The sequence below is a fragment of the Pseudomonas sp. NFACC41-3 genome (assembly GCF_900109505.1).
GTDB classification, from domain to species: domain Bacteria; phylum Pseudomonadota; class Gammaproteobacteria; order Pseudomonadales; family Pseudomonadaceae; genus Aquipseudomonas; species Aquipseudomonas chlororaphis.
The window spans coordinates 547,034-569,211 of sequence record NZ_FOAE01000001.1 but is presented as its reverse complement, the minus strand read 5'-3'; the positions used below and the strand labels follow the sequence as shown (position 1 = coordinate 569,211).

The window sequence follows — 22,178 nt, the reverse complement described above, 5'->3', positions numbered from 1 at the left end:
GACACCGGTCAATAACCCCTTGGCTTGTGAGGCTGATGCTATGGCGTTACATTAAATAACTCAAATTCATATTTTTTATACTTTGGATAACCGACTGGAATACAACCATGGACCTGGCCAACCTCAATGCCTTTATCGCGATTGCCGAAACCGGCAGCTTCTCCGGAGCCGGCGAGCGCCTGCACCTGACCCAGCCGGCCATCAGCAAGCGCATCGCCGGCCTTGAGCAACAGCTCAATGTCCGGCTGTTCGATCGCCTGGGCCGCGAAGTGGGCCTGACCGAGGCCGGACGCGCCTTGCTGCCGCGGGCTTATCAGATCCTCAACGTGCTGGACGACACCCGCCGGGCGCTGACCAACCTGACCGGCGAAGTCAGCGGCCGCCTGACCCTGGCGACCAGCCACCATATCGGCCTGCACCGCCTGCCGCCCCTGCTGCGCGCCTTTACCCGCCGATACCCGGAAGTGGCCCTGGACATCCAGTTTCTCGACTCGGAAGTGGCCTATGAAGAGATTCTCCATGGTCGCGCCGAGCTGGCGGTGATCACCCTGGCCCCCGAGCCCCATACACTGGTCAAGGCCACGCCGGTGTGGAACGACCCGCTGGACTTCGTCGCCGCCCCCGAGCACCCGCTGGTGAGCAACGGCACGGTCAGCCTGGCCGATATCGCCCTGCATCCGGCGGTATTTCCCGGCGGCAACACCTTCACTCACCATATTGTCCAGCGCCTGTTCGAGGCCCAGGGCCTGACCCCGAACATCGCCATGAGCACTAACTACCTGGAAACCATCAAGATGATGGTGTCCATCGGCCTGGCCTGGAGCGTCTTGCCGCGCACCATGCTCGACGAACAGGTGGCGCGCATTCCTTTACCGGGCATACAGCTCACTCGCCAGCTAGGCTATATCCTGCATACCGAACGGACGTTGTCGAATGCTGCGCGGGCTTTCATGGCCTTACTGGATGCACAAGTCGACCTGCCAGGGACCCAGGCGTAAGCGTCCCGGCATGACTTATGCCACCTCTTTGCTTGCCTGAACCTGCGCCTAACGCTCTTTTCAGCCCAAGGCCCGCTGCTCATGCCAAAACCCGCTGACCGTCTACCGCCCATGCCGCGCATTCACGCGCTCGACCCGAAACAGTCGGAGCAAAGCTGGGAGAGCGCCCCGCAGTTGCTTGCCGCCCTCAATGGCGCACGGCTGGGCGCCTGGTACTGGGACATCGAAAGCGGACAAATCAGCTGGTCGCGGGGCACCCAGGCGCTGTTTGGCTTCGATCCGCGCCAGCCGCTGCCCAAAGACCTGGAATACCTCGACCTGCTGCCCGAGGAAGACCGCGCCAAAACCATTCGCGCCTTCCATTCGGTGCTGGCCGGCGCGCCGCTGGAACAGGCGATGCATCACCGCATCCGCTGGCCCGACGGCAGCCTGCACTGGCTGGAAATCAATGGCAGCGTGCTGCCGGACAAACATGGCAAGCCCCGAATGATCGGGGTGATTCGCGAAATCACCCACCAACGCCAGCGGGAACAGGCTCTCAGCAGCTCGGAAAAACGCTTTGCCACGCTGTTTCACCTGTGCCCGAACATGGTGCTGCTGACCCGCCTGGAAGATGGCCTGATCAGCGAAGCCAACCAGTACTTCGAAAGCCTCTTCGGCTGGCCGGTGCAGCACGTCATCGGCCGCACCACCCTCGAACTGGGCCTGTGGGTCGACCCGGAACAACGCGCGCAAATGGTCAAGGCGGTACAAAAGCGCGGCCAGGCCGCCACCCTCGAGGTGCAACTGCGCGCCAGCAACGGGCAGATTCACGACGGCATTCTCAGTGCCCAGAAAGTCGAGCTGGAAGGCCAGGCCTACCTGCTCAGCACCTTTCTCGACACCAGCGAACGCAAGCTCGCCGAACAGGCCCTCAAGGACAGCCAGGAGCGCCTCGACCTGGCGCTGGACTCGGCCCAGCTCGGCACCTGGGACTGGCACATTCCCAGCGGCATGCTCTACGGCTCGGCCCGCGCCGCGCAGTTGCACGGCCTGGAGCCGATGCCGTTCCATGAGTCCTTCGATGCGTTTTTCGAGGGCGTGCCCGACGAAGAGCGCGACAGCATGCGCGATGCCTACCGCAGCCTGCGCGAAGGCCCGGCCGGCAATTATCAACTGACCTACCGCGTACAACTGGCCGATGGCTCGTCACGCTTTCTGGAAAGCCGCGCCCGCCTCTACCGCGATGAGCAGGGCCGTCCGCTGCGCATGGCCGGGACCTTGCTGGACATTACCGAACAGGTCGAGCGCGAGCAGCGCCTGGTGACGTCCGAGGAGAAGTTCGCCAGCCTGTTCCAGGTCAGCCCGGACCCGATCTGCGTCACGCTCCAGGAAACCGGGCAGCTCATCGAGATCAACTCCAGCTTCACCCAGACCTTCGGCTGGACCGCCGACGAAGTGCTCAACCGCAGCGCCGACGAAATCGGCCTGTGGGACGACTCCGCCCAGCGCCTGCAACGGGTCGAACAGGTAATCCGCGAACAGGCGCTGAACAACGTCGCGGTGGTGGTCCGGCACAAGGACGGGCAACCCCTGACCTGCATCATTTCCAGCCGGCAGATCACCGTCGACAAACAGCCGTGCATTGTCACCACGCTGCGCGACATCACCCAGCAACAACGCTCCGAAGCCGCGCTCAAGGCCAGCGAAGAGAAGTTCGCCAAGGCGTTCCACTCCAGCCCCGACGCCATCACCATCACCGAACGCGACACCGGGCGTTACCTGGAGGTCAACGACGGCTTCTGCCGGCTGACCGGCTACCGCGCCGAAGAAGTGATCGGCCGCACCGTGTATCAGGTCGGCATCTGGGCCGAGGAAAAACAGCGCTCGATCCTGCTCGCCGAGCTGCAGCTCAAAGGTCGGGTCAATCACCTGGAAATGCTCGGCCGCAACAAGCGTGGCGATATCCTGACAGTCGAGGTCTCGATCGAACCCATTACCCTCAATGAAACCCCCTGCCTGCTGCTCACCGCGCGGGACGTCAGTCTGCTGAAAAACGCCCAGGCGCAGATTCGCCACCTGGCCTACCACGACCCGCTGACCAACCTGCCCAACCGCGCGCTGTTGATGGACCGCCTGAGCCAGCAGATCGCCCTGCTCAAGCGCCACAACCTGCGCGGCGCCCTGCTGTTTCTCGACCTGGACCATTTCAAGCACATCAACGATTCCCTCGGCCATCCGGTGGGCGACACCGTGCTGAAGATCGTCACCGCGCGGCTCGAAGCCAGCGTGCGCATGGAAGACACCGTGGCACGCCTGGGCGGCGACGAGTTCGTGGTCCTGCTCAGCGGCCTGGAAGGCAGCCGCAGCGAAGTCAGCGAGCAGGTGCGTGAACTGGCCGATACCCTGCGCGAGCTGCTGTCCGAACCGATGTTCCTCGACGGCCAGCGCCTGCAGGTGACCCCGAGCATCGGCGTGGCGCTGATCCCCGATCATGGCTCGACCCCCACCGACCTGCTCAAGCGCGCCGACATCGCGCTGTACCGGGCCAAGGACTCCGGGCGCAACACCACCCAGATGTTCCACAACACCATGCAGAAAGCCGCCAGCGAGCGCATGCGCATGGAAACCGACCTGCGCCTGGCCCTGTCCCGGGGCGAATTCAGCCTGCACTTCCAGCCCCAGGTCGATGCCCGCGACAACCGCATCGTCGGTGCCGAGGCCCTGGTGCGCTGGCACCACCCCGAACTGGGGGCGCAATCGCCCACCGAGTTCATCAAGGTCCTGGAAGACAGCGGCCTGATCCTCGAGGTCGGCACCTGGATTCTCGACGAAGCCTGCCAGGCCTTCAGCCAACTGATCGCCGAAGGCCTGGTGGACCCGCTCGACTTCAGCCTGTGCGTGAACATCAGCCCGCGACAGTTCCGCCAGAACGACTTCGTCGAGCGTATAGAGAACAGCCTGAGCCATTACCAGCTGCCGCCTTCGCTGCTGAAGCTGGAGATCACCGAAGGCATCGTGATCCAGAACCTGGAAGACACCATCGGCAAGATGCGTCGCCTGAAAAAGCTCGGCGTGAGTTTCGCCATGGACGACTTCGGCACCGGTTATTCGTCGCTGACCTACCTCAAGCGCTTGCCGGTGGATGCGCTGAAGATCGATCAGTCCTTCGTCCGCGATGCGACCCACGACCCCAACGACGCGGAGATCGTGCGCGCCATCGTCGCCATGGCCCGCAGCCTGGACCTGAAGGTGATCGCCGAAGGCGTGGAAACCGCGGAGCAGCTCGAGTTCCTGCAAGGCCTGGGCTGCCATTTGTATCAGGGTTACCTGCACAGCCGACCGCTGCCGCTGGAGGGTTTGAAAGCCCTGCTGGTCTGAGCGGGCGACATGCAATCGCCGGCCTGACAGATCAACGGGGCAGCAATTGCCAGTGTTTGGCACAACCTGTAGGGTCGCGTTTTTTGTGACGCCCACGAGATCGATCATGCAGGATGCAACCCTCCCCCGCCCGGCCCTGCTGGGCATTGACCTTGGCACCACCAACAGCCTGATCGCCGTCTGGCAGGACGGCCGCGCCCAGTTGATCCCCAACGCCCTCGGCGATGTCCTGACCCCGTCGGTGGTCAGCCTCGATGAAGACGACAGCATCCTGGTGGGCAAGGCCGCGCGGGCCCGCCTGACAACCCACCCGGAACGCACGGTCGCGGCCTTCAAGCGCTTCATGGGCAGCGACAAGCGCCTCGAACTGGGCGGCCGGCCGTTCAGCCCGGAAGAACTCTCGGCGCTGGTGATCGGCTCGCTCAAACAGGATGCCGAAGCCTTTCTCGGCCATCCGGTGCAGGAAGCGGTGATTTCGGTGCCCGCCTACTTCAGCGACGAACAACGCAAGCGCACGCTGTTCGCCGCCGAACTGGCGGGCCTGACGGTGTCGCGGCTGATCAACGAACCGACGGCCGCCGCCATGGCCTACGGACTGCACGAACAGAAGTTCGAACGCACACTGATCTTCGACCTGGGCGGCGGCACCTTCGACGTCACGGTGCTGGAATACGCACTGCCGCTGATTGAGGTGCATGCCTCCACCGGCGACAACTTCCTGGGCGGCGAGGACTTTACCGAGGCCTTGTTGCAGGCCTGCCTCAAGGACTGGCAACTCACCCCGGCGCAGATCGACGCCCAGGGCATGGCCAGCCTGGGCGACGCCCTGGAGCAGCTCAAGTGCACACTCGCCGAAGGCACTCAGTCACTGAGCTGGCGCCATGGGGACACCTCGTATGAATGGACGCTGGACGAAGCGCTGGCACTGAAAATCTGGGAACCGCTGCTGGCCCGCTTGCGCGCGCCCATCGAACAGGCCCTGCGCGATGCCCGCCTCAAGCCTCGCGACCTCGACAGCCTGGTGCTGGTGGGTGGCGCCACCCGGATGCCGGCGGTGCAGCAAATGGTCGCCACCCTGTTCGGCCGCCTGCCTTACCGCCATCTCGACCCGGATACGATCGTCGCGCTGGGTGCCGCCACCCAGGCCGCCTGCAAGGCTCGGGACGGGGCCATCGAAGAACTGATCCTGACTGACGTCTGCCCCTACACCCTGGGGATTTCCACCCGTCGCGGCGAACAGGTCAGCGGGGCCTTTTCACCGATCATCGAACGCAACACGGTAATCCCGACCTCACGGGTGCAGCAGTTCTACACCACACATCCGCATCAGGCGTTTATCCGCATCGAGGTGTACCAGGGCGAGCGGCCCTGGGTACGGGACAATATTTTCATCGACGCCTTCGACGTGCCCCTGACGCCCAGCGAACAGATCCAGTCCCTGGACGTGCGCTTCAGCTATGACATCAATGGCCTGCTCGAAGTCGACGTCACCCTGCTGGCCAGCGGCGAACGCCATAGCCACAGCATCGACCGCAGCCCCACCGGGCTCGATGCGCAATCCCGGCAGGCCAGCCATGAGCGGCTGACCGCGCTGAAAATCCACCCCCGCGACGCCCTGCCCAACCGCACCCTGCTGGCACGCCTGGAACGGGCGTGGGCGCAAAGCCTGGGCGACGAACGCGAACAGATCGCCGACTGGCTGGGCACCTTCACCGCCGTGCTCGGCGGCCAGCAACCAGCGCAAATCGCCAGCCATCGAACCCAGCTGAACAAGGCGCTGGACCAACTGCGTCTCTAGCCGTTGAGCCGCCGTAAACAGGCCTGCAAACCACCGGGCAGCGCGTCTTCACCCGCGCTGTCCGGCGGTACGCCATAGCGGTTGGGCAGCTTGTCGCCGGGAAAGGCGAACAGGATCAGCGACAGAAATGGAAAGAACACCGACAGACCGCCCAGCACCAGCAAGGTCGGGATACCACGCCCCATGTCATGCAGGCGGCGCAGAATCACCCCGAGTAAAAACAGGCTGCCCAGCAATGACACAACGATCGCGGACAGCGACGTGCCGCTGAACAACGCGGCCAGCGGGGTTACCAGCACAGCGCCCAGCACCTGCCAGAAAAACGCCCCACGTCCCAGCCGTGTGCCCAGACGCCAGAAAGCCGTGGCGGGCGTCGGACGGCTGTCGCCCTTGGCCAGCAGCAGACGCTCGCTCCAGGACAGCAGCGCACTGAAGGCAAACCGCAGGCCGAGTCCGTGTTCCGGGTTGTCCTTGGCCCGCTGCATGCGCAGCAGCACTTTCTGCCGAGGCACCCCGGCACTGCCGTAACGCACCAGCCCCTTGAGCACATCGAGGGCCAGGTAAAAAGCCTCGCTGTCGATCCCTTCGTCTTCGACCAGCGTCTGCTGCGGCGGCCGTGGCGGCTCGCCCTTGATCAAGCCGTGGCGGAAGCCGTCGAACCAGTCCTGGGGATTGGTGATTTCGGTAATCCGGTCGAGCAGGTATCGACGCTGCTGCGCATCGATCACCGGGTCGTGATACAGCACACCGCTCAAGAGCATGCGCCCGAGCAAATCGTCCGCGAAGGCGTGCAGGTCGCTGCGCAGGCATGCGAACAAGCGCTCATTGCTCAACAACCGCGCACTGTCGAGCGCTTCCTGGACGCCAAGCAATTGCCGGTCGAGCAAGGCATGCAGCGGATCCGCCAATTGCAGCCAGCCGAGCAAAGCGCTCAGGTCGCCCTGTTCGCGCTGTAATTGGGCAAGCTGCGGCTGCAGCCGGCTGAGCGGATGGGACGGATTGAGCGCCAGGCGCTCCAGGCACCGCGAGTCGATCAATTGCCACCAGCGTTCCGGCTGCTCCAGCAACGCCATCAGGAACAGCGTATGGGCGTACCAGTGCCAGACCGCCTCCCCCGTCCCTGGCGGCGGCAACACTACGCCATGCTGGCTCAGTTGCAGCAGCAGGTTCAGTTCCGACAAATCGCTAGCGGCATCCGTATCGTTCAATTCGAAAGACTCGGCGATACGCTCCAGGGCAGCGTGACCGTAAGGGCGCAATCGGCGCAGCCACACACGGCAGATCTTATGCGGCTCACCGGTTGTCAGCGCAGCGGCCAGTTGTACCGAAGCCGCGCCCTCATCAATGAAGGCATTCATCGCCAACGGAATCGGCGCCTGGCTCAACCAGCGCAGGTGCTGCCCGGCCTGGTCCTTGAACCCGCTCAGCACCAGGCCTTCGAGGGCATCCAGTGGCTGCGGTTCGTCCAGCACCTGTTGCAACAGATCTGCTGCGCCACGGTGCAAGGCCCAGGCATGCCGGTACATGCGCAACAACCGGGTGTCGGTATTCTGGCCCAGCAACTGCGCCAGCAAGGGCAACTCGTCGCCGGTCATTCGCCAGTCGATAAAGGCCTGCGCCAATCCCTGCAGCTCGAGCCGGCCAACGCCGAGCCAGCGGATCAGCGTCTCGGGACGTTGTGAAGGGCTGCCGTATTCCTGAGTGACATGGGCGAGATCGGTGGACCAGCCGCTGAAATTCTCCAGACGATCAAACGCCTGGATCAGCAGCGGCAAAAAGTCCGGCTGACGTTTGGCGCACAACGCCAGCAATTGGCTCTCGGCCTTGGGATGACGATGCTCCTGCCAAAGCCGGACCCAGCAAGGCAACGCCTGATCGTCCAGCCCAAGCAGGCTGTTCTGGCACGCCAACAGGTAAAGCCAGTCCACATCATCCGGCGCTTCGCGCTGCTGCTCGATGCACAACTGCAACAGCCCCTGGCCACCGATGCCGGCCTGGGTGAATTGCACCAGCAAGCGCTTGATGAAGAGCGCATCGTTCGGCAACGGCAGGCAGGTGTGTTGGCTGGCGAAGCCTTCGTACTCGTGGAGCGGTCGCCGGTCGAAGATGAAGTCGAGACTGCGCGCGTACCACAGGCTTTCGGTCTGTGCCGGTTCCGACCAGTTCCCCATCAGCGCCGTATCGAATGGGTCCGGGGTCTTGATCCGGTTCAGATAGTCCTCGACATGCCGGGCCTGATCGAACCCCAGCTCCAGCAACTGATGCTCCCAGCCCATGCGCTGGGCCAACAGGCCCGCGCAACGATGGGAAAGCGGTCCGGCGTTGGCCGTCCGCCCGAACAACTCCCAGCGCAGGTCATCGAGCATGCCGAGCGGCAGTTGATCCAGTGTCTTGATAAAGGCCTGCCAGGCCTCAGGATTGAAGCGCCGCGCCGGATCACTCAGCAGCGCATCAAAATCGAGGATGGCCTGCGCAGGCTCAGGCTCGCTCTCCTGCGCCGCTTCAAGTTCCTGCTCCTTGTCACGCACCAGCCGCAGGGCACTCTCGTAGGCCTGGCGCAGTGCCTGGAACCCTTCGGGATCGGTCTCCGGGTGATGCTCCGGCAGACGGGCACGATAGGCATTGCGAATCAGCGTTTCATCGGTGGTAGGGTCGATACCCAGCTTTATCCAGCAACTCATGACCAGTCGAACTCCTCAAGCGACGCCGGACGTTGCGGCAAATCGAGATCCAGGTGCCAGGGCAAGTCCGCCAGGCAGTCCGCCATGTTTTGCGCAAGCCCCTGGGCGATCATCAGGCTGTTGGGGTTCTCCCCCTGTCGATCCAGCTCGTAAGCCAATTCGTCGTCGCTATTGCCCAGGCAACCCCAGAACGCGCGGCCAGCCAGGAAGCCATTGAAATAGGCGAACCAGCTGCCGTAGTGGTATTGCGCCCTGACCGCCAGCCGGCCGTGCAGCCACAGGCTCTCGGCCAGATCGATCCACTGGTTGCGCACGCCACAACGCAAGAGAAACCCCATGCGCCCGTAATCCCAGGCCAGGATCCCGCCCGGGCCGCAAGCACCAAAGGTACGGCTGGCGAACTCATGCAGGATGCGTTCACGGGGCTCGAGGGTCTCGAGCAGGGCCTGCCACTCGCTCGGCAGGCAGTGCTGCCAGGCGCGATAGGCGTCGTCGAGGCGGGCGGCGTGACCGTGGTCAGTCATCTTTTCCAGCATGTCCAGCAACTGCCGTCGGTCACCGATGCCCCAACTGCCTTGCAGGTCGATGGATTCCGGGCCGGGGTAGAACGCGGGGTTGTCGTATCCGGCGCGAGGGTTGAGTGCAACCATCGGCGCAGAGAGGCTCCACAGCCAGCGCTGCTGTATCTCGTCCATGAAAAAGGCTCCAGGCCGACCGGTGAGGAATGGGGGGTCGGCAAAACTGCGGCGGATTGTAGAGAAACCATCGCAGGCAGCAAAGGTGAACGATGATTCTGCCGGGCATAAAAAAGGCCCCGACAAGTCGGGGCCTTCATTTGGCGACTCAGCGCTCGATCAAGCGCCTGCATTGCTGCGCATGGATCAATGCTGCAGAGCCGCTTGCTGCGTCCCGTTGATTGGGATGCGCTTGGCTTTCGCCTCTTCCGGGATCACTCGCAGCAGGTCGATGCTCAACAGACCGTTGCTCAGGCCGGCGGCCTTGATCTCGATGTGATCGGCCAGGCGGAAGGACAGCTTGAACGCACGCTGGGCGATGCCCTGGTGCAGGAAGGTGACGCCTTCGTTCGCGTCACGCTTGCCGCCACTGATGGTCAGCACGCCCTTCTCGACTTGCAGCTCCAGGTCTTCTTCCTGGAACCCGGCGGCGGCCACGACGATGCGGTATTGGTCGTCACCGTGCTTTTCGACGTTGTAGGGCGGATAGGTGCTGCCTGGCTCATTGCGCAGGGCGGTTTCGAACAGGTCGTTGAAACGGTCGAAACCCACCGAGGAACGGAACAGTGGCGCGAGGGAAAATGCAGTACTCATGGTTCAAATCTCCTGAAAACAATCAGCAAGTTTTTTTGTCTCCGCGACCCGAATTCGGCATCGCGTAACCCTTAGATAGGGACCGCCGATTGCATTTCAAGAGACTTTTCGCAGATTTTTTTCAGGCCGCCTCGGCCACCGGCAAGCCCAGCAAACGCGAGACTTGATCCGGCTCGGTTTCGCGACGCAGGACGGTGAACAGCGCCACCGCCTCGGGATAATTGCGGGTCAGCATCGCCAGCCACTGCTTCAGGCGACCCGGCGATTGGCGAGCCGTCATCTGCGCCTTGGCTTGCAGCCAGAAGTCCTGGATCAGCGGCATCAGCTCGGCCCAGGTCATCTCGACCACCTCTTCCCCGGCCCGCGCGGCGGCGATTTGCCGGGCCAGGTCCGGACGCGACACCAGGCCACGGCCGAGCATGATGTCTTCCACGCCGCTGATTTCGCGACAGCGGCGCCAGTCTTCGACACTCCAGATATCGCCGTTGGCGAACACCGGCACCTTGACCACGTCCTGCACCCGCGGAATCCACTCCCAGTGCGCCGGCGGCTTGTAGCCGTCGACCTTGGTCCGCGCATGCACCACGATATGTTCCGCGCCGCCTTCGGCCAGCGCCGTGGCGCACACCAGCGAGCCATCCGGGCTGTCGAAGCCGAGGCGCATCTTGGCGGTCACCGGAATGTGCGCAGGCACGGCACGCCGCACCTGCTCGACGATCTGGTTGAGCAGCTCCGGCTCCTTGAGCAGCACCGCACCGCCACGGGATTTGTTGACGGTCTTGGCCGGGCAGCCGAAGTTCAGGTCGATGACTTCGGAACCGAGTTCGCAGGCCAGGGCGGCGTTTTCCGCCAGGCACACCGGATCGGAACCCAGCAGTTGCACCCGCAGCGGCACGCCGGACGCGGTCCGGGCGCCATTCAACAACTCGGGGCCGAACTTGTGGAAATAGGCCGGTGTGAGCAACTGGTCGTTGACCCGGATGAACTCGGTCACGCACCAGTCGATACCACCGACCCGGGTCAGCACATCCCGCAGGATGTCATCGACCAACCCTTCCATGGGCGCCAAAGCAATTTGCATGAATCACACTCAACGTAAAACGCGGTAAAAAAACGTGCGGCAGTTTACTGGGTTTCGCTGGGAAGCAGGTATTTCAACGGGTGGATGGTCGCGGGCTGGTTCAGTTCGCCCCTTGCAACGCCGGCCCATAACCCTCGAGAAACTCCGCCGGCATGCGCTTGGGCTTGCCGCTGGACAGCTCGATGCAGACAAAGGTGGTCTGGGCCCGCAGCAAGGTGCTGCCATCGCTCGGACGCACCAGCTGGAAGCGCCGCGACATCTTCAGGCGCTGGTCCCAGTCGACGATCCAGGTCGCCAGCTGCAGCTCGTCGCCTTCATAGGCCGCCGCCAGGTAGTCGATCTCGTGGCGTACCACCGCCATGGCCCGATCCAGGCGGCGGTACTCACTCAGGTCCAGGCCCAGGCGCTGGGAATGACGCCAGGCGCAACGCTCCAGCCAAGTGACGTACACCGCGTTGTTGGCGTGCCCCAAGCCGTCGATGTCTTCGGCGCCTACCTGCAGATCGATGATAAACGGCGTTGCCAGATCCCAGCCCATGCCCCACTCCCGGTCAGATTATTCGACCGGGGCAGTGTAACGGATTGCTCAGGCGGATTGGCGCGCTTGCAGGCTGCGGCCGGCCAACAGCGTCAGCACACCCTCGATCAGCCGCGGATCGGCCAATACGCGCTGATGCCCGCCCTCCTTCAGGCGCAGCAAGCGACTGTCGAACCAGGCGTCGTGGATCAGTTCGGACTCCTTGACCGGGACAAAGCAATCGTCTTCGGCATGCACGATCAGCCCGGGCATATCCAGCTGGTAGTGCGCGACATCCAGGGCTGCGGCGCGCATGCCGACATCCTGCTCCACCTGGCGGATAAAGGCCGAGCGTGCCTTGGGCGGCAGGCGCACATAACGGGCGAAGCCGCGCAACACGCCGAGTATCCGCGCCGGGGCGGCGATGCTGACCAGGGTCTCGGTACGCAAGCCCAGCTGCACCGCCAGCATGGCGCTGGCGCCACCCATGGAGTGGCCGATGACCGCGCGCAGCGGCGGCAACTCCGCGGCGGCTTCGAGCATGGCCCGGGCAAACAGCATCACATTGGCCTCGCGACCGGGAGAACGCCCGTGGGCGGGACCGTCCAGCGCCACGACGCTGTAGCCGGCGTCCACCAGCGCATCGATCAGGCTGGCAAATTGCGTGGGGCGGCCTTCCCAGCCATGCATCAGCAGCACCGCCGGCCCCTGGCCCCAGCGCAATGCCGAGAGTCCGAAGCGCAGGGTGATACGCTCCGAACGCGCCAGCAGCGGCAGCTCCCAGTCACGCGGCAGCCGCTCGCGCGGCGTCATGAAGGCCAGTCGCATCTTGCTGGCGACCAGCTTCGGTGCAACCCAGCCCAAGGTGCCGTTAACGCCACGAACCCAACTTAACGTGCTCATCGCTTCTCTCCTCAGGCCAGCGCCTCAGGTCATAGCACCGCCGACTTGGCAGCGCGCAGTAAACGGTCCGACAGCTCACCGGCTCCCAGCGCCCGGGCCAGGGACAAGCCGCCCACCATCAGGGCCAGATCGGCCAGGGCCTTGTCGGTGTCTTCGGGGGTGGTCGCCAACTGAGCCAGCATCAGCTCGATGTGTTCATTCAGGACTTTGCGGAAATCGTCCGGCAGGCGCCCCATTTCACCGACCGACGCGGGGATCGGGCAGGCCTGCTCGGTGGAATCGCGGTGCTTGCGCGACAGATAGAATGCTGCCACCAGCGCTCGCCGCTCCTCGCCGGTCAACGATGCGTCCATATCGGCGATCAGGCCCCGGCGCTGGGCCAGCAATTGACTGAACGCTTCCAGCATCAGGGCGTCCTTGCTTTCAAAATGCGCGTAGAAGCCACCGACCGTCAGGCCCGCGGCACCCATCACTTCGCCCACGCTCGGCTCGGCCGGGCCACGCTGCACCAGCGCAGTGCTGGCGGCCTGGAGAATGCGCTCGCGGGTTTGAGCTTTTTTATCGTTCATCGTTGCCTCCGAATATTACGATCAAAATATTATTCCCATAATAAATTTTCGCAAGTCGTTAGTGTGACCGTCGGTCAGGAGAACAGTGTGGGGAGAAAGGGAGAATTGGCCAAACGCCAGACAAACAAAAGGGCCATTCAATAATTGAATGACCCTTATAAATCCCGCAGAGCGGGTAAACGTGGCGTCCCCTAGGGGACTCGAACCCCTGTTACCGCCGTGAAAGGGCGGTGTCCTAGGCCACTAGACGAAGGGGACACAAACCCTTCTATACAACTGATCAGTGCTGAGAGCTGATCGATTCAAGGCCGGTGTGGCCAGACCTTGAACTGTAAAATTGGTGGAGCTAGACGGGATCGAACCGTCGACCTCTTGCATGCCATGCAAGCGCTCTCCCAGCTGAGCTATAGCCCCAGATTTTTCGCCTCGCGGCGGAGCGACATCTTGCAACATCGCTTCTGTAAAACTGGCGTCCCCTAGGGGACTCGAACCCCTGTTACCGCCGTGAAAGGGCGGTGTCCTAGGCCACTAGACGAAGGGGACGCAAACCCTTCTAACAACTGATCAGCGCTGAGAACTGATCGATTCAAGGCCGGTGTGGCCAGACCTTGAACTGTAAATTGGTGGAGCTAGACGGGATCGAACCGTCGACCTCTTGCATGCCATGCAAGCGCTCTCCCAGCTGAGCTATAGCCCCTCGTCGGTGAGGACGGGGCGAATCTTAAGGGCGTATCGGAAGGCTGTCAAATTTTTTTTCAGCTTTTTTTAAAAAAATTTGCCGGCATAACAATCACTTACCGCCCTCCCCCGTAAATCCGGGGCTTTTGCCGACCGTTGTACCCTCCACCAACGGTCGCAACTTCACTTCTTGCGCAGGTCCGCGGGAGCCAGCATGCCGGCTCCCGCGAATCAGCAGGCTGAATCAGGCGATCGCGCCCAGCAGCTTTTCCCACTCTTTGTTTTCTTTCTTCGACACGCCACCCAGCAGGTCGATGGCCTGGCGCAGGCGGAAACGGGTCAGGTCCGGGCCCAGAATTTCCATGGCATCGAGCACCGAGACCGAGCTGGCCTGACCGGTGATCGCAGCAAACATCAGCGGCATGGCATCGCGCAGCTTCAGCTCCAGGGATTCGACCACAGCCTGGATGGTCGCGGTGATGCTGTCCTTTTCCCACTGGCGCAGGCTTTCCAGCTTCCACAGGATCAGTTGCATCAGTTGCCGCACCTGATCGCCCGAAAGCTTCTTCGACTCGAACAGCTTGGCATCCGGGGTCACGCCACCGGCGAAGAAGAACCCAGCCAACGGCGCGATCTGGCTGAAGGTTTCCACCCTGCCCTGCACGTGCGGCGCGATCTTCATCAGGTATTCGGGGTTCAGCGCCCAGGTCTGCACGCGGCTGGCGAACTCTTCCACCGGCAGGTCGCGCAACCACTGGCCATTGAGCCAGGACAGTTTCTCGATATCGAAAATCGGCCCACCCAGGGAGACCCGCGACAGGTCGAAGTTGTCGACCATTTCCTGCAACGAGAACTTCTCGCGCTCGTCCGGCATCGACCAGCCCATGCGACCCAGGTAATTGAGCATGGCTTCCGGCATGAAGCCCATGCGCTCGTAGAAGGTCACGGAGGTCGGGTTCTTGCGCTTGGACAGCTTGCTCTTGTCCGGGTTGCGCAGCAGCGGCATGTAGCACAGCTGCGGCTGCTCCCAGCCGAAATACTCGTAGAGCAGAATCAGTTTCGGCGCCGAAGGCAGCCATTCTTCGCCACGCAATACGTGGGTGATGCCCATCAAGTGGTCATCGACCACGTTGGCCAGGAAGTAGGTCGGCAGGCCGTCGGTCTTCATCAGCACTTGCATGTCCATGCGATCCCACGGGATCTCGACATCGCCACGCAGCATGTCCGGCACCACACAGACGCCTTCGCTCGGCACCTTCATGCGGATCACGTGCGGCTCGCCAGCGGCCAGGCGCCGCGCGACCTCTTCCTTGGACAGCAGCAGCGCGCGACCGTCGTAGCGCGGCGTCTCGCCACGGGCCATCTGCTCGGCACGCATCTGGTCCAGTTCTTCGGCGGTGCAGAAGCACGGGAAGGCATGGCCCATGTCGACCAACTGCTGGGTGTACTTCTGGTAGATCTCGCTACGTTCGCTCTGCCGGTAAGGACCGTGCGGGCCGCCCACGTCCGGGCCTTCGCTCCAGTTGATGCCCAACCAGCGCAAGGCGTCGAAAATCTGCTGCTCGGACTCGCGGGTCGAACGCAGTTGATCGGTGTCTTCGATGCGCAGGATGAACTCACCGCCATGCTGCTTGGCGAAGCAGTAGTTGAACAAGGCGATGTAAGCGGTACCTACGTGGGGATCCCCGGTAGGCGATGGCGCGATGCGCGTGCGGACGGTGGTCATGGCATGTCTCGGAAAGAATATGAAAAGCGAAGATCAAACAAGAGGCGAATGGTAACAGGCGATGCCGGCCCCGCTCCAGTGAGCAGGGCATTTAAGCCAAGGTTGAGGCTACTCGAGTCGCCCGGGCCGCCGAACCGTCGATTGTCCGTCCATGGCATTTACCACTGGTCGGCCGTATGCCAGATTCGCCCTCTGACAAATTTCCTTACATTTACCTGAGCGCAGCCTGCCGCCCCATGCCAGTTCAACTCAAGCGTCGCCTGTTTATTTTCCTGTTCCTGGTCCTGCTGATTGCCCTGGGCTTTCTGGCGCAGTGGTTTTTTCATGGACGCTTTTATGAAAGCACCGATAACGCCTATGTCCAGGGTGAAATCACCCGCGTCTCCAGCCAGCTTGGCGCGCGTATCGACGAAGTGCTGGTGCAGGACAACCAGCACGTCGAAAGAGGCCAGTTGCTGATCAGGCTCGAAGGCGATGATTTCCACCTCGCCGTGGATCGCGCCAATGCCACCCTGGCCACCCGCGAGGCCGAACGCCTGCAAGCCCAGAGCAGACTCACGCAACAGGCCAGTCTGATCGCCGCCGGCGAGGCCCAGGTGGCCTCCAGCCAGGCCAGCCTCGGGCGTTCGCAGATCGACCTGTCCCGCGCGCAAACCCTGCGCAAGCCGGGTTATGTCTCGGAAGAGCGGGTCACCACCCTGTCCGCCGACAACCATATCGCCCGCTCGCAAGTGGCCAAGGCCCAGGCCGACCTGCAAGGCCAGCGCCAACAGGTCAATGCCCTGAGCGCCGAGATCAAGCGCCTCGACGCGCAGATCGCCAATGCCCGCACCGACCTGGCCCAGGCCGAGCTGAACCTGACCCGCAGCGAAATCCACGCCCCCATCAGCGGCCTGATCGGCCAGCGCGCGGCGCGTAACGGCCAGTACGTGCAGGCTGGGGCCTATCTGCTGTCGATCGTGCCGGACCAGGACATCTGGGTTCAGGCCAACTTCAAGGAAACCCAGATCGGCCATATGCAACCGGGACAAAAGGCCGAACTGCTGTTCGACGCCTACGGCGACACGCCGATCGAAGCCCGCGTCGACAGCCTGTTCGCCGCCTCGGGCGCGCAGTTCAGCCTGCTGCCGCCGGACAACGCCACCGGCAACTTCACCAAGGTGGTGCAGCGCATTCCGGTGAAACTGACCTTTGCCGCCGACAATCCGCTGCACGGCAAGATCCGCCCGGGCATGTCAGTCACTGTCAAAGTGAATATCCAGCCCCTGAACCCAGAACCCGCGAACGATGGCCGGTGACCAACTGTTGCGCCCAGTCGGCGAACCGACCCGGCGCGACTGGATCGCAGTGATGAGCGTGATGCTCGGCGCCTTCATGGCGGTGCTGGACATCCAGATCACCAACGCCTCGCTCAAGGACATCCAGGGCGCGCTGTCGGCAACCCTCGAAGAAGGCTCGTGGATCTCCACTTCCTACCTGGTGGCGGAGATCATCATGATCCCCCTCACCGCGTGGCTGGTGCAGCTGCTGTCGGCGCGGCGCCTGGCGGTCTGGGTGTCGGCGGGTTTCCTGATCGCCTCCCTGCTCTGCTCCATGGCCTGGAGCCTGGAAAGCATGATCGTGTTCCGCGCCCTGCAGGGCTTTACCGGCGGCGCGCTGATCCCGCTGGCGTTCACCCTGACCCTGATCAAGCTCCCCGAGCATCATCGCGCCAAGGGCATGGCCATGTTCGCCATGACCGCCACCTTCGCCCCGTCCATCGGCCCGACCCTGGGGGGCTGGCTCACGGAGCACTGGGGCTGGGAATACATCTTCTATATCAACATCCCGCCCGGCCTGATCATGATTGCCGGCCTGCTCTATGGCCTGGAGAAGAAGGAAGCCCATTGGGAGCTGCTGAAAAGCACCGACTACGCCGGCATTCTCACCCTGGGTGTCGGCCTCGGTTGCCTGCAGGTGTTTCTCGAGGAAGGTCACCGCAAGGACTGGCTGGAATCGAACCTGATCGTCAGCCTGGGCAGCATCGCCCTGCTGAGCCTGATCACCTTTGTCATTGTCCAGGTGTCCAAGCCCAACCCGCTGATCAACCTGGACATCCTGCGCAACCGCAACTTCGGCCTGTCGAGCATTTCCAGCCTGGGCATGGGCGTCGGGCTGTACGGCTCCATCTATCTGTTGCCGCTGTACCTGGCGCAGATCCAGAACTACAACGCCTTGCAGATCGGCGAAGTGATCATGTGGATGGGGGTGCCGCAGCTGTTCCTGATTCCGCTGGTGCCGAAGCTGATGCAGTTCATCTCGCCCAAATGGCTATGCACCCTGGGCTTTGGCCTGTTCGGCCTGGCGAGTTTTTCTTCGGGGGTGCTCAACCCGGACTTCGCCGGGCCGCAGTTCAACCAGATCCAGATCATCCGCGCCCTGGGGCAGCCGTTGATCATGGTCACCATTTCTTTGATCGCCACCGCCTACATCCTGCCGCTGGACGCCGGCTCGGCCTCCAGCCTGTTCAACATCCTGCGCAACTTAGGCGGCGCGATCGGCATCGCCCTGCTCGCGACCCTGCTGGATGCGCGGACCAAGACTTACTTCGACTACCTGCGCGAATCCATAGTGCCGAGCAACCCGCAGGTGGCCGAACGCCTGGCGACCCTGGCCGAGAAGTTCGGCAGTGATACCGCCGCCCTCGGCAAGCTCAGCGAAATCACCCACCAGCAGGCGCTGATCATGGCCTACAACGACGCCTTCCATTTTGTCGGGATCGCCCTGGGCGTCAGCATGCTGGCGATTCTGCTGACCAAGGCGCTGCCGGCCGGGATCAAGGCCGGGGAAGCGCACTGACTTGCCAGGGTAACCGCTGTAGCCGCTGCCGCAGGCTGCGATAGGTCCGAAAGACCTTCAGCGGTAGTGATACCGCCACGGCCGTACCGGCCGATCGCAGCCTGCGGCAGCGGCTACAGGTGAGGCTCAAACCGTCAGCAAGCGCTCGCGCAGCTTGCCGATTTCGTCGCGCATCTGCGCCGCGGCTTCGAACTCCAGGTCGCGGGCCAACTGGTACATCTTCTCTTCGAGCTGGCGAATGCGCTTGGTGATCTCGCTGGGCGAGCGCAGTTCGTTTTCGTAGCGGGCATTTTCCTCGGCGGCCTTGGCCATGCCTTTGCGCTTCTTGCTGCGCGAACCGGGCACGGTGGCGCCTTCCATGATGTCGGCGACGTCCTTGAACACGCCTTTGGGGGTAATGCCATTGGCCAGGTTGAAGGCGATCTGCTTGTCGCGACGGCGCTCGGTCTCGCCGATCGCCCGCTCCATGGAACCGGTGATGCGGTCGGCGTAGAGAATCGCCCGGCCGTTGAGGTTACGCGCGGCTCGGCCGATGGTCTGGATCAGCGAGCGCTCGGAGCGCAGGAAACCTTCCTTGTCCGCATCGAGAATCGCCACCAGCGACACTTCCGGCATGTCCAGGCCTTCGCGCAGCAGGTTGATCCCCACCAGCACATCGAAGGTGCCCAGGCGCAGGTCGCGGATGATCTCGACCCGCTCCACGGTGTCGATGTCCGAGTGCAGATAACGCACACGCACACCGTGATCGGCGAGGTAATCGGTCAGGTCCTCGGCCATGCGCTTGGTCAGGGTGGTCACCAGGACCCGCTCTTCCACGGCCACGCGCTTGGTGATTTCCGACAGCAGGTCATCGACCTGGGTCAGCGCCGGGCGCACTTCCACCTGCGGGTCGACCAGCCCGGTCGGGCGCACCACCTGCTCGACCACGCGGCCGGCATGCTCGGCTTCATAGTTGCCCGGCGTGGCCGAGACGAAGATGGTCTGCGGGCTGACCCCTTCCCATTCGTCGAAGCGCATCGGCCGGTTGTCCAGCGCCGAGGGCAGGCGGAAACCGTATTCCACCAGGGTTTCCTTGCGCGAACGGTCGCCTTTGTACATGGCGCCGACCTGCGGCACGCTGACGTGGGACTCGTCGATCACCAGCAAGGCGTCCGCCGGCAAATAGTCATACAGGGTTGGCGGCGCCGCCCCGGCAGGCCGCCCGGACAGGTAGCGCGAGTAGTTTTCGATGCCGTTGCAGTAGCCCAGCTCGAGGATCATCTCCAGGTCGAAACGGGTGCGCTGCTCCAGGCGCTGGGCTTCCACCAGCTTGTTGTTGTTGCGCAGGTATTCCAGGCGCTCCTGCAACTCGACCTTGATCCCCTCGATGGCATCCAGCAGGGTTTCCCGCGGCGTCACGTAGTGGCTCTTGGGGTAGAAGGTGAAACGCGGCAGCTTGCGGATCACTTCGCCGGTCAGCGGGTCGAAGGCGGAGATGCTTTCCACCTCGTCATCGAACAGCTCGATGCGGATCGCTTCCAGGTCGGATTCCGCCGGGTAGATATCGATCACGTCGCCGCGCACGCGGAAGGTGGCGCGGGCAAAATCCATGTCGTTGCGGGTGTATTGCAGGTCGGCCAGGCGGCGCAGCAAGGCGCGCTGGTCGAGCTTGTCGCCGCGATCGACGTGCAACACCATCTTCAGATAGGTTTCCGGGCTGCCCAGGCCATAGATGCACGACACCGTGGTGACGATGATCGCGTCCTTGCGCTCCAGCAGCGCCTTGGTCGCCGACAGGCGCATCTGCTCGATATGGTCGTTGATCGAGGCATCTTTCTCGATAAAGGTGTCGGACGAAGGTACATAGGCTTCCGGCTGGTAGTAGTCGTAGTAGGAAACGAAGTACTCCACCGCGTTGTTCGGGAAGAACGCCTTGAACTCGCCGTACAACTGCGCGGCCAGGGTCTTGTTGGGCGCCAGCACCAGGGTCGGGCGCTGTACCTGGGCGATCACGTTGGCGATGCTGAAGGTCTTGCCCGAGCCGGTCACACCGAGCAGCGTCTGGTGCGCCAGCCCGGCCTCGATGCCCTCGACCATCAGGCGGATGGCCTCCGGCTGGTCGCCGGCGGGCTGGAAGCGGGTGACTAGCTGGAATTCAGACATAACGTACCTCTGGGTTCACTCCAGCACGACGCCGCCGCACAGGAACGAGAAAGACCACAAACGACGAGCGTCGCCGGGAAAATACTGGATTGTGCTGGATGTGGAGGCAAATTCCACAGCTTTCAAGGCAAAGGTCCCAGGGCCCTGTACGACTTTGACGTTGCAATAAGACTAACGGTCGAAAAATAAACCGAAAAACTTGCCGGAAAAGCCCTTTCAGCTGTCGCCGCGCACAGTGATGGCCTCTATACTAGCTCCCCGTTTGTGCACCGCTCTAGTGCATTCGGCTGGAGCGCGACACGTCCCTCCACACTCCATTCAGAGCCGCCGTAATAATGAGCCTGTTCTCCGCTGTCGAAATGGCACCACGCGATCCTATCCTGGGCCTCAACGAAGCATTCAACGCCGATACCCGTACCAACAAGGTCAACCTGGGGGTCGGTGTTTACTGCAACGAGGAGGGGCGAATTCCACTCCTGCGCGCCGTTGTCGAAGCCGAGACGATCCGCGCCGCTCAACATGCCTCCCGTGGCTACCTGCCGATTGACGGTATCGCCGCCTACGACCAGGCCGTGCAGAAGCTGCTGTTCGGCAACGACTCGCCGCTGCTGGCCGCCGGTCGCGTGGTCACCACCCAGGCCGTCGGCGGTACCGGCGCGCTGAAGATCGGCGCCGACTTCCTCAAGCAGCTGCTGCCTGACGCGGTCGTGGCCATCAGCGACCCAAGCTGGGAGAACCACCGCGCGCTGTTCGAAACCGCCGGTTTCCCGGTGCAGAACTACCGCTACTACGACGCTGCCACCCACGATGTGAACCGCGTCGGCCTGCTGGAAGACCTGAATGCCCTGCCAGCCCAGTCGATCGTGGTCCTGCACGCCTGCTGCCACAACCCGACCGGCGTCGACCTGAGCCCGGAAGACTGGAAAAACGTGCTGCAGGTGATCAAGGCGAAAAACCTGGTGCCGTTCCTCGACATGGCCTACCAGGGCTTCGGTGACGGCATCGCCGAAGACGCCGCCGCCGTGCGCCTGTTCGCCGAATCGGGCCTGACCTTCTTCGTCTCCAGCTCGTTCTCCAAGTCGTTCTCGCTGTACGGCGAGCGCGTTGGCGCCCTGTCGATCGTCAGCGAATCGAAAGAAGAAAGCGCGCGCGTGCTGTCGCAGGTCAAACGCGTGATCCGCACCAACTACTCCAACCCGCCGACCCACGGTGCAAGCATCGTCGCCGCCGTGCTCAACAGCCCGGAACTGCGCGCCCAATGGGAAGCCGAACTGGCCGAAATGCGCCTGCGCATCCGCGGCATGCGCCTGCAGATGGTCGACCTGCTGGCCAAGGGCGCGCCACAGCGCGACTTCAGCTTCGTGGCCCGTCAGCGTGGCATGTTCTCCTACTCCGGCCTGAGCGTCGAACAAGTGACGCGCCTGCGCAACGAGTTCGGCATCTACGCCCTGGATACCGGCCGCATCTGCGTGGCCGCGCTGAACCAGAACAACATCGACGTCGTGACCAAGGCCATCATCCAGGTGATCTGAGCCACGCGCGGTGAGTGAAAAGGGGGA

General features: G+C 63.1%; 15 protein-coding genes and 4 tRNA genes. 6 read left to right on the top strand and 13 right to left on the bottom strand.

The features are described 5' to 3' along the window. Positions 1-107: 107 nt before the first annotated feature. From BMY68_RS02580 to BMY68_RS02570, 3 genes are all read left to right on the top strand, one after another. A complete protein-coding gene (locus BMY68_RS02580; protein ID WP_062823060.1) occupies positions 108-998 on the top strand; it encodes a LysR family transcriptional regulator in 891 nt (296 codons plus the stop codon). 81 nt (positions 999-1,079) lie between these two features. Next, the gene (locus BMY68_RS02575) at positions 1,080-4,358 is read left to right on the top strand and encodes a sensor domain-containing protein (RefSeq protein WP_085530326.1); all 3,279 of its coding nucleotides are present in this window, start codon (positions 1,080-1,082) and stop codon (positions 4,356-4,358) included. Positions 4,359-4,464: 106 nt separating this feature from the next. Further along, positions 4,465-6,156 (top strand): molecular chaperone HscC, encoded by a 1,692-nt coding sequence (locus tag BMY68_RS02570; RefSeq protein ID WP_085530325.1) that lies wholly within the window; start codon positions 4,465-4,467, stop codon positions 6,154-6,156. Here BMY68_RS02570 and BMY68_RS02565 read toward each other — a convergent pair. The 12 genes from BMY68_RS02565 to gltX form a co-directional block, all read right to left on the bottom strand. Next, positions 6,153-8,837: a DUF805 domain-containing protein gene (locus BMY68_RS02565; RefSeq protein WP_085530324.1), complete on the bottom strand. Its 2,685-nt coding sequence runs from the start codon at positions 8,835-8,837 to the stop codon at positions 6,153-6,155. The genes BMY68_RS02570 and BMY68_RS02565 overlap by 4 nt on opposite strands. Next, on the bottom strand, positions 8,834-9,532 hold the full coding sequence (locus tag BMY68_RS02560; RefSeq protein ID WP_085530323.1) for a DUF1266 domain-containing protein: 699 nt from the start codon (positions 9,530-9,532) through the stop codon (positions 8,834-8,836). The genes BMY68_RS02565 and BMY68_RS02560 overlap by 4 nt, the downstream gene beginning before the upstream one ends. Positions 9,533-9,718: 186 nt before the next feature. Then, positions 9,719-10,165, bottom strand: a complete 447-nt coding sequence (locus tag BMY68_RS02555) for an Hsp20 family protein (RefSeq protein WP_009043021.1) — start codon at positions 10,163-10,165, stop codon at positions 9,719-9,721. A 121-nt stretch (positions 10,166-10,286) separates the two neighbouring features. Continuing rightward, positions 10,287-11,246 (bottom strand): tRNA dihydrouridine synthase, encoded by a 960-nt coding sequence (locus BMY68_RS02550; protein WP_085530322.1) that lies wholly within the window; start codon positions 11,244-11,246, stop codon positions 10,287-10,289. Between the two features lie 100 nt (positions 11,247-11,346). Continuing rightward, positions 11,347-11,784, bottom strand: a complete 438-nt coding sequence (locus BMY68_RS02545; RefSeq protein WP_085530321.1) for an acyl-CoA thioesterase — start codon at positions 11,782-11,784, stop codon at positions 11,347-11,349. 48 nt (positions 11,785-11,832) lie between these two features. Beyond that, the gene (locus BMY68_RS02540) at positions 11,833-12,666 is read right to left on the bottom strand and encodes an alpha/beta fold hydrolase (RefSeq protein WP_009043018.1); all 834 of its coding nucleotides are present in this window, start codon (positions 12,664-12,666) and stop codon (positions 11,833-11,835) included. 29 nt (positions 12,667-12,695) lie between these two features. Further along, positions 12,696-13,235: a TetR/AcrR family transcriptional regulator gene (locus BMY68_RS02535; protein ID WP_007922012.1), complete on the bottom strand. Its 540-nt coding sequence runs from the start codon at positions 13,233-13,235 to the stop codon at positions 12,696-12,698. Between the two features lie 182 nt (positions 13,236-13,417). Beyond that, positions 13,418-13,493 (bottom strand) — tRNA-Glu (locus tag BMY68_RS02530). 80 nt (positions 13,494-13,573) lie between these two features. After that, a tRNA-Ala gene (locus tag BMY68_RS02525) sits at positions 13,574-13,649 on the bottom strand. 53 nt (positions 13,650-13,702) lie between these two features. Beyond that, a tRNA-Glu gene (locus BMY68_RS02520) sits at positions 13,703-13,778 on the bottom strand. A gap of 78 nt (positions 13,779-13,856) precedes the next feature. Next, a tRNA-Ala gene (locus BMY68_RS02515) sits at positions 13,857-13,932 on the bottom strand. Positions 13,933-14,157: 225 nt separating this feature from the next. Beyond that, positions 14,158-15,639, bottom strand: a complete 1,482-nt coding sequence (gene gltX / locus BMY68_RS02510) for a glutamate--tRNA ligase (protein WP_007922014.1) — start codon at positions 15,637-15,639, stop codon at positions 14,158-14,160. A 236-nt stretch (positions 15,640-15,875) separates the two neighbouring features. Between gltX and BMY68_RS02505 the strand changes: the two genes are divergently transcribed. Then, positions 15,876-16,937, top strand: coding sequence for an HlyD family secretion protein (locus BMY68_RS02505; RefSeq protein ID WP_085530320.1), 1,062 nt, complete (start codon positions 15,876-15,878; stop codon positions 16,935-16,937). Positions 16,938-16,986: 49 nt separating this feature from the next. Further along, positions 16,987-18,477 (top strand): MDR family MFS transporter, encoded by a 1,491-nt coding sequence (locus BMY68_RS02500; protein WP_175534823.1) that lies wholly within the window; start codon positions 16,987-16,989, stop codon positions 18,475-18,477. A gap of 126 nt (positions 18,478-18,603) precedes the next feature. Here BMY68_RS02500 and uvrB read toward each other — a convergent pair whose 3' ends face one another. Further along, positions 18,604-20,619, bottom strand: a complete 2,016-nt coding sequence (uvrB, locus tag BMY68_RS02495; RefSeq protein WP_025804187.1) for an excinuclease ABC subunit UvrB — start codon at positions 20,617-20,619, stop codon at positions 18,604-18,606. Positions 20,620-20,954: 335 nt separating this feature from the next. On the opposite strand from uvrB, the gene BMY68_RS02490 reads away from it, so the two are divergent. Next, positions 20,955-22,151 (top strand): amino acid aminotransferase, encoded by a 1,197-nt coding sequence (locus BMY68_RS02490; RefSeq protein ID WP_009043014.1) that lies wholly within the window; start codon positions 20,955-20,957, stop codon positions 22,149-22,151. Positions 22,152-22,178 lie beyond the last annotated feature (27 nt).

Bases quoted from the DNA above. Each gene is read 5' to 3' on its own strand.
- BMY68_RS02580 (WP_062823060.1), top strand. From the start codon at position 108: ATGGACCTGGCCAACCTCAATGCCTTTATCGCGATTGCCGAAACCGGC.
- BMY68_RS02575 (WP_085530326.1), top strand. From the start codon at position 1,080: ATGCCAAAACCCGCTGACCGTCTACCGCCCATGCCGCGCATTCACGCG.
- BMY68_RS02570 (WP_085530325.1), top strand. From the start codon at position 4,465: ATGCAGGATGCAACCCTCCCCCGCCCGGCCCTGCTGGGCATTGACCTT.
- BMY68_RS02565 (WP_085530324.1), bottom strand. From the start codon at position 8,837: ATGAGTTGCTGGATAAAGCTGGGTATCGACCCTACCACCGATGAAACG.
- BMY68_RS02560 (WP_085530323.1), bottom strand. From the start codon at position 9,532: ATGGACGAGATACAGCAGCGCTGGCTGTGGAGCCTCTCTGCGCCGATG.
- BMY68_RS02555 (WP_009043021.1), bottom strand. From the start codon at position 10,165: ATGAGTACTGCATTTTCCCTCGCGCCACTGTTCCGTTCCTCGGTGGGT.
- BMY68_RS02550 (WP_085530322.1), bottom strand. From the start codon at position 11,246: ATGCAAATTGCTTTGGCGCCCATGGAAGGGTTGGTCGATGACATCCTG.
- BMY68_RS02545 (WP_085530321.1), bottom strand. From the start codon at position 11,784: ATGGGCTGGGATCTGGCAACGCCGTTTATCATCGATCTGCAGGTAGGC.
- BMY68_RS02540 (WP_009043018.1), bottom strand. From the start codon at position 12,666: ATGAGCACGTTAAGTTGGGTTCGTGGCGTTAACGGCACCTTGGGCTGG.
- BMY68_RS02535 (WP_007922012.1), bottom strand. From the start codon at position 13,235: ATGAACGATAAAAAAGCTCAAACCCGCGAGCGCATTCTCCAGGCCGCC.
- gltX (WP_007922014.1), bottom strand. From the start codon at position 15,639: ATGACCACCGTCCGCACGCGCATCGCGCCATCGCCTACCGGGGATCCC.
- BMY68_RS02505 (WP_085530320.1), top strand. From the start codon at position 15,876: ATGCCAGTTCAACTCAAGCGTCGCCTGTTTATTTTCCTGTTCCTGGTC.
- uvrB (WP_025804187.1), bottom strand. From the start codon at position 20,619: ATGTCTGAATTCCAGCTAGTCACCCGCTTCCAGCCCGCCGGCGACCAG.
- BMY68_RS02490 (WP_009043014.1), top strand. From the start codon at position 20,955: ATGAGCCTGTTCTCCGCTGTCGAAATGGCACCACGCGATCCTATCCTG.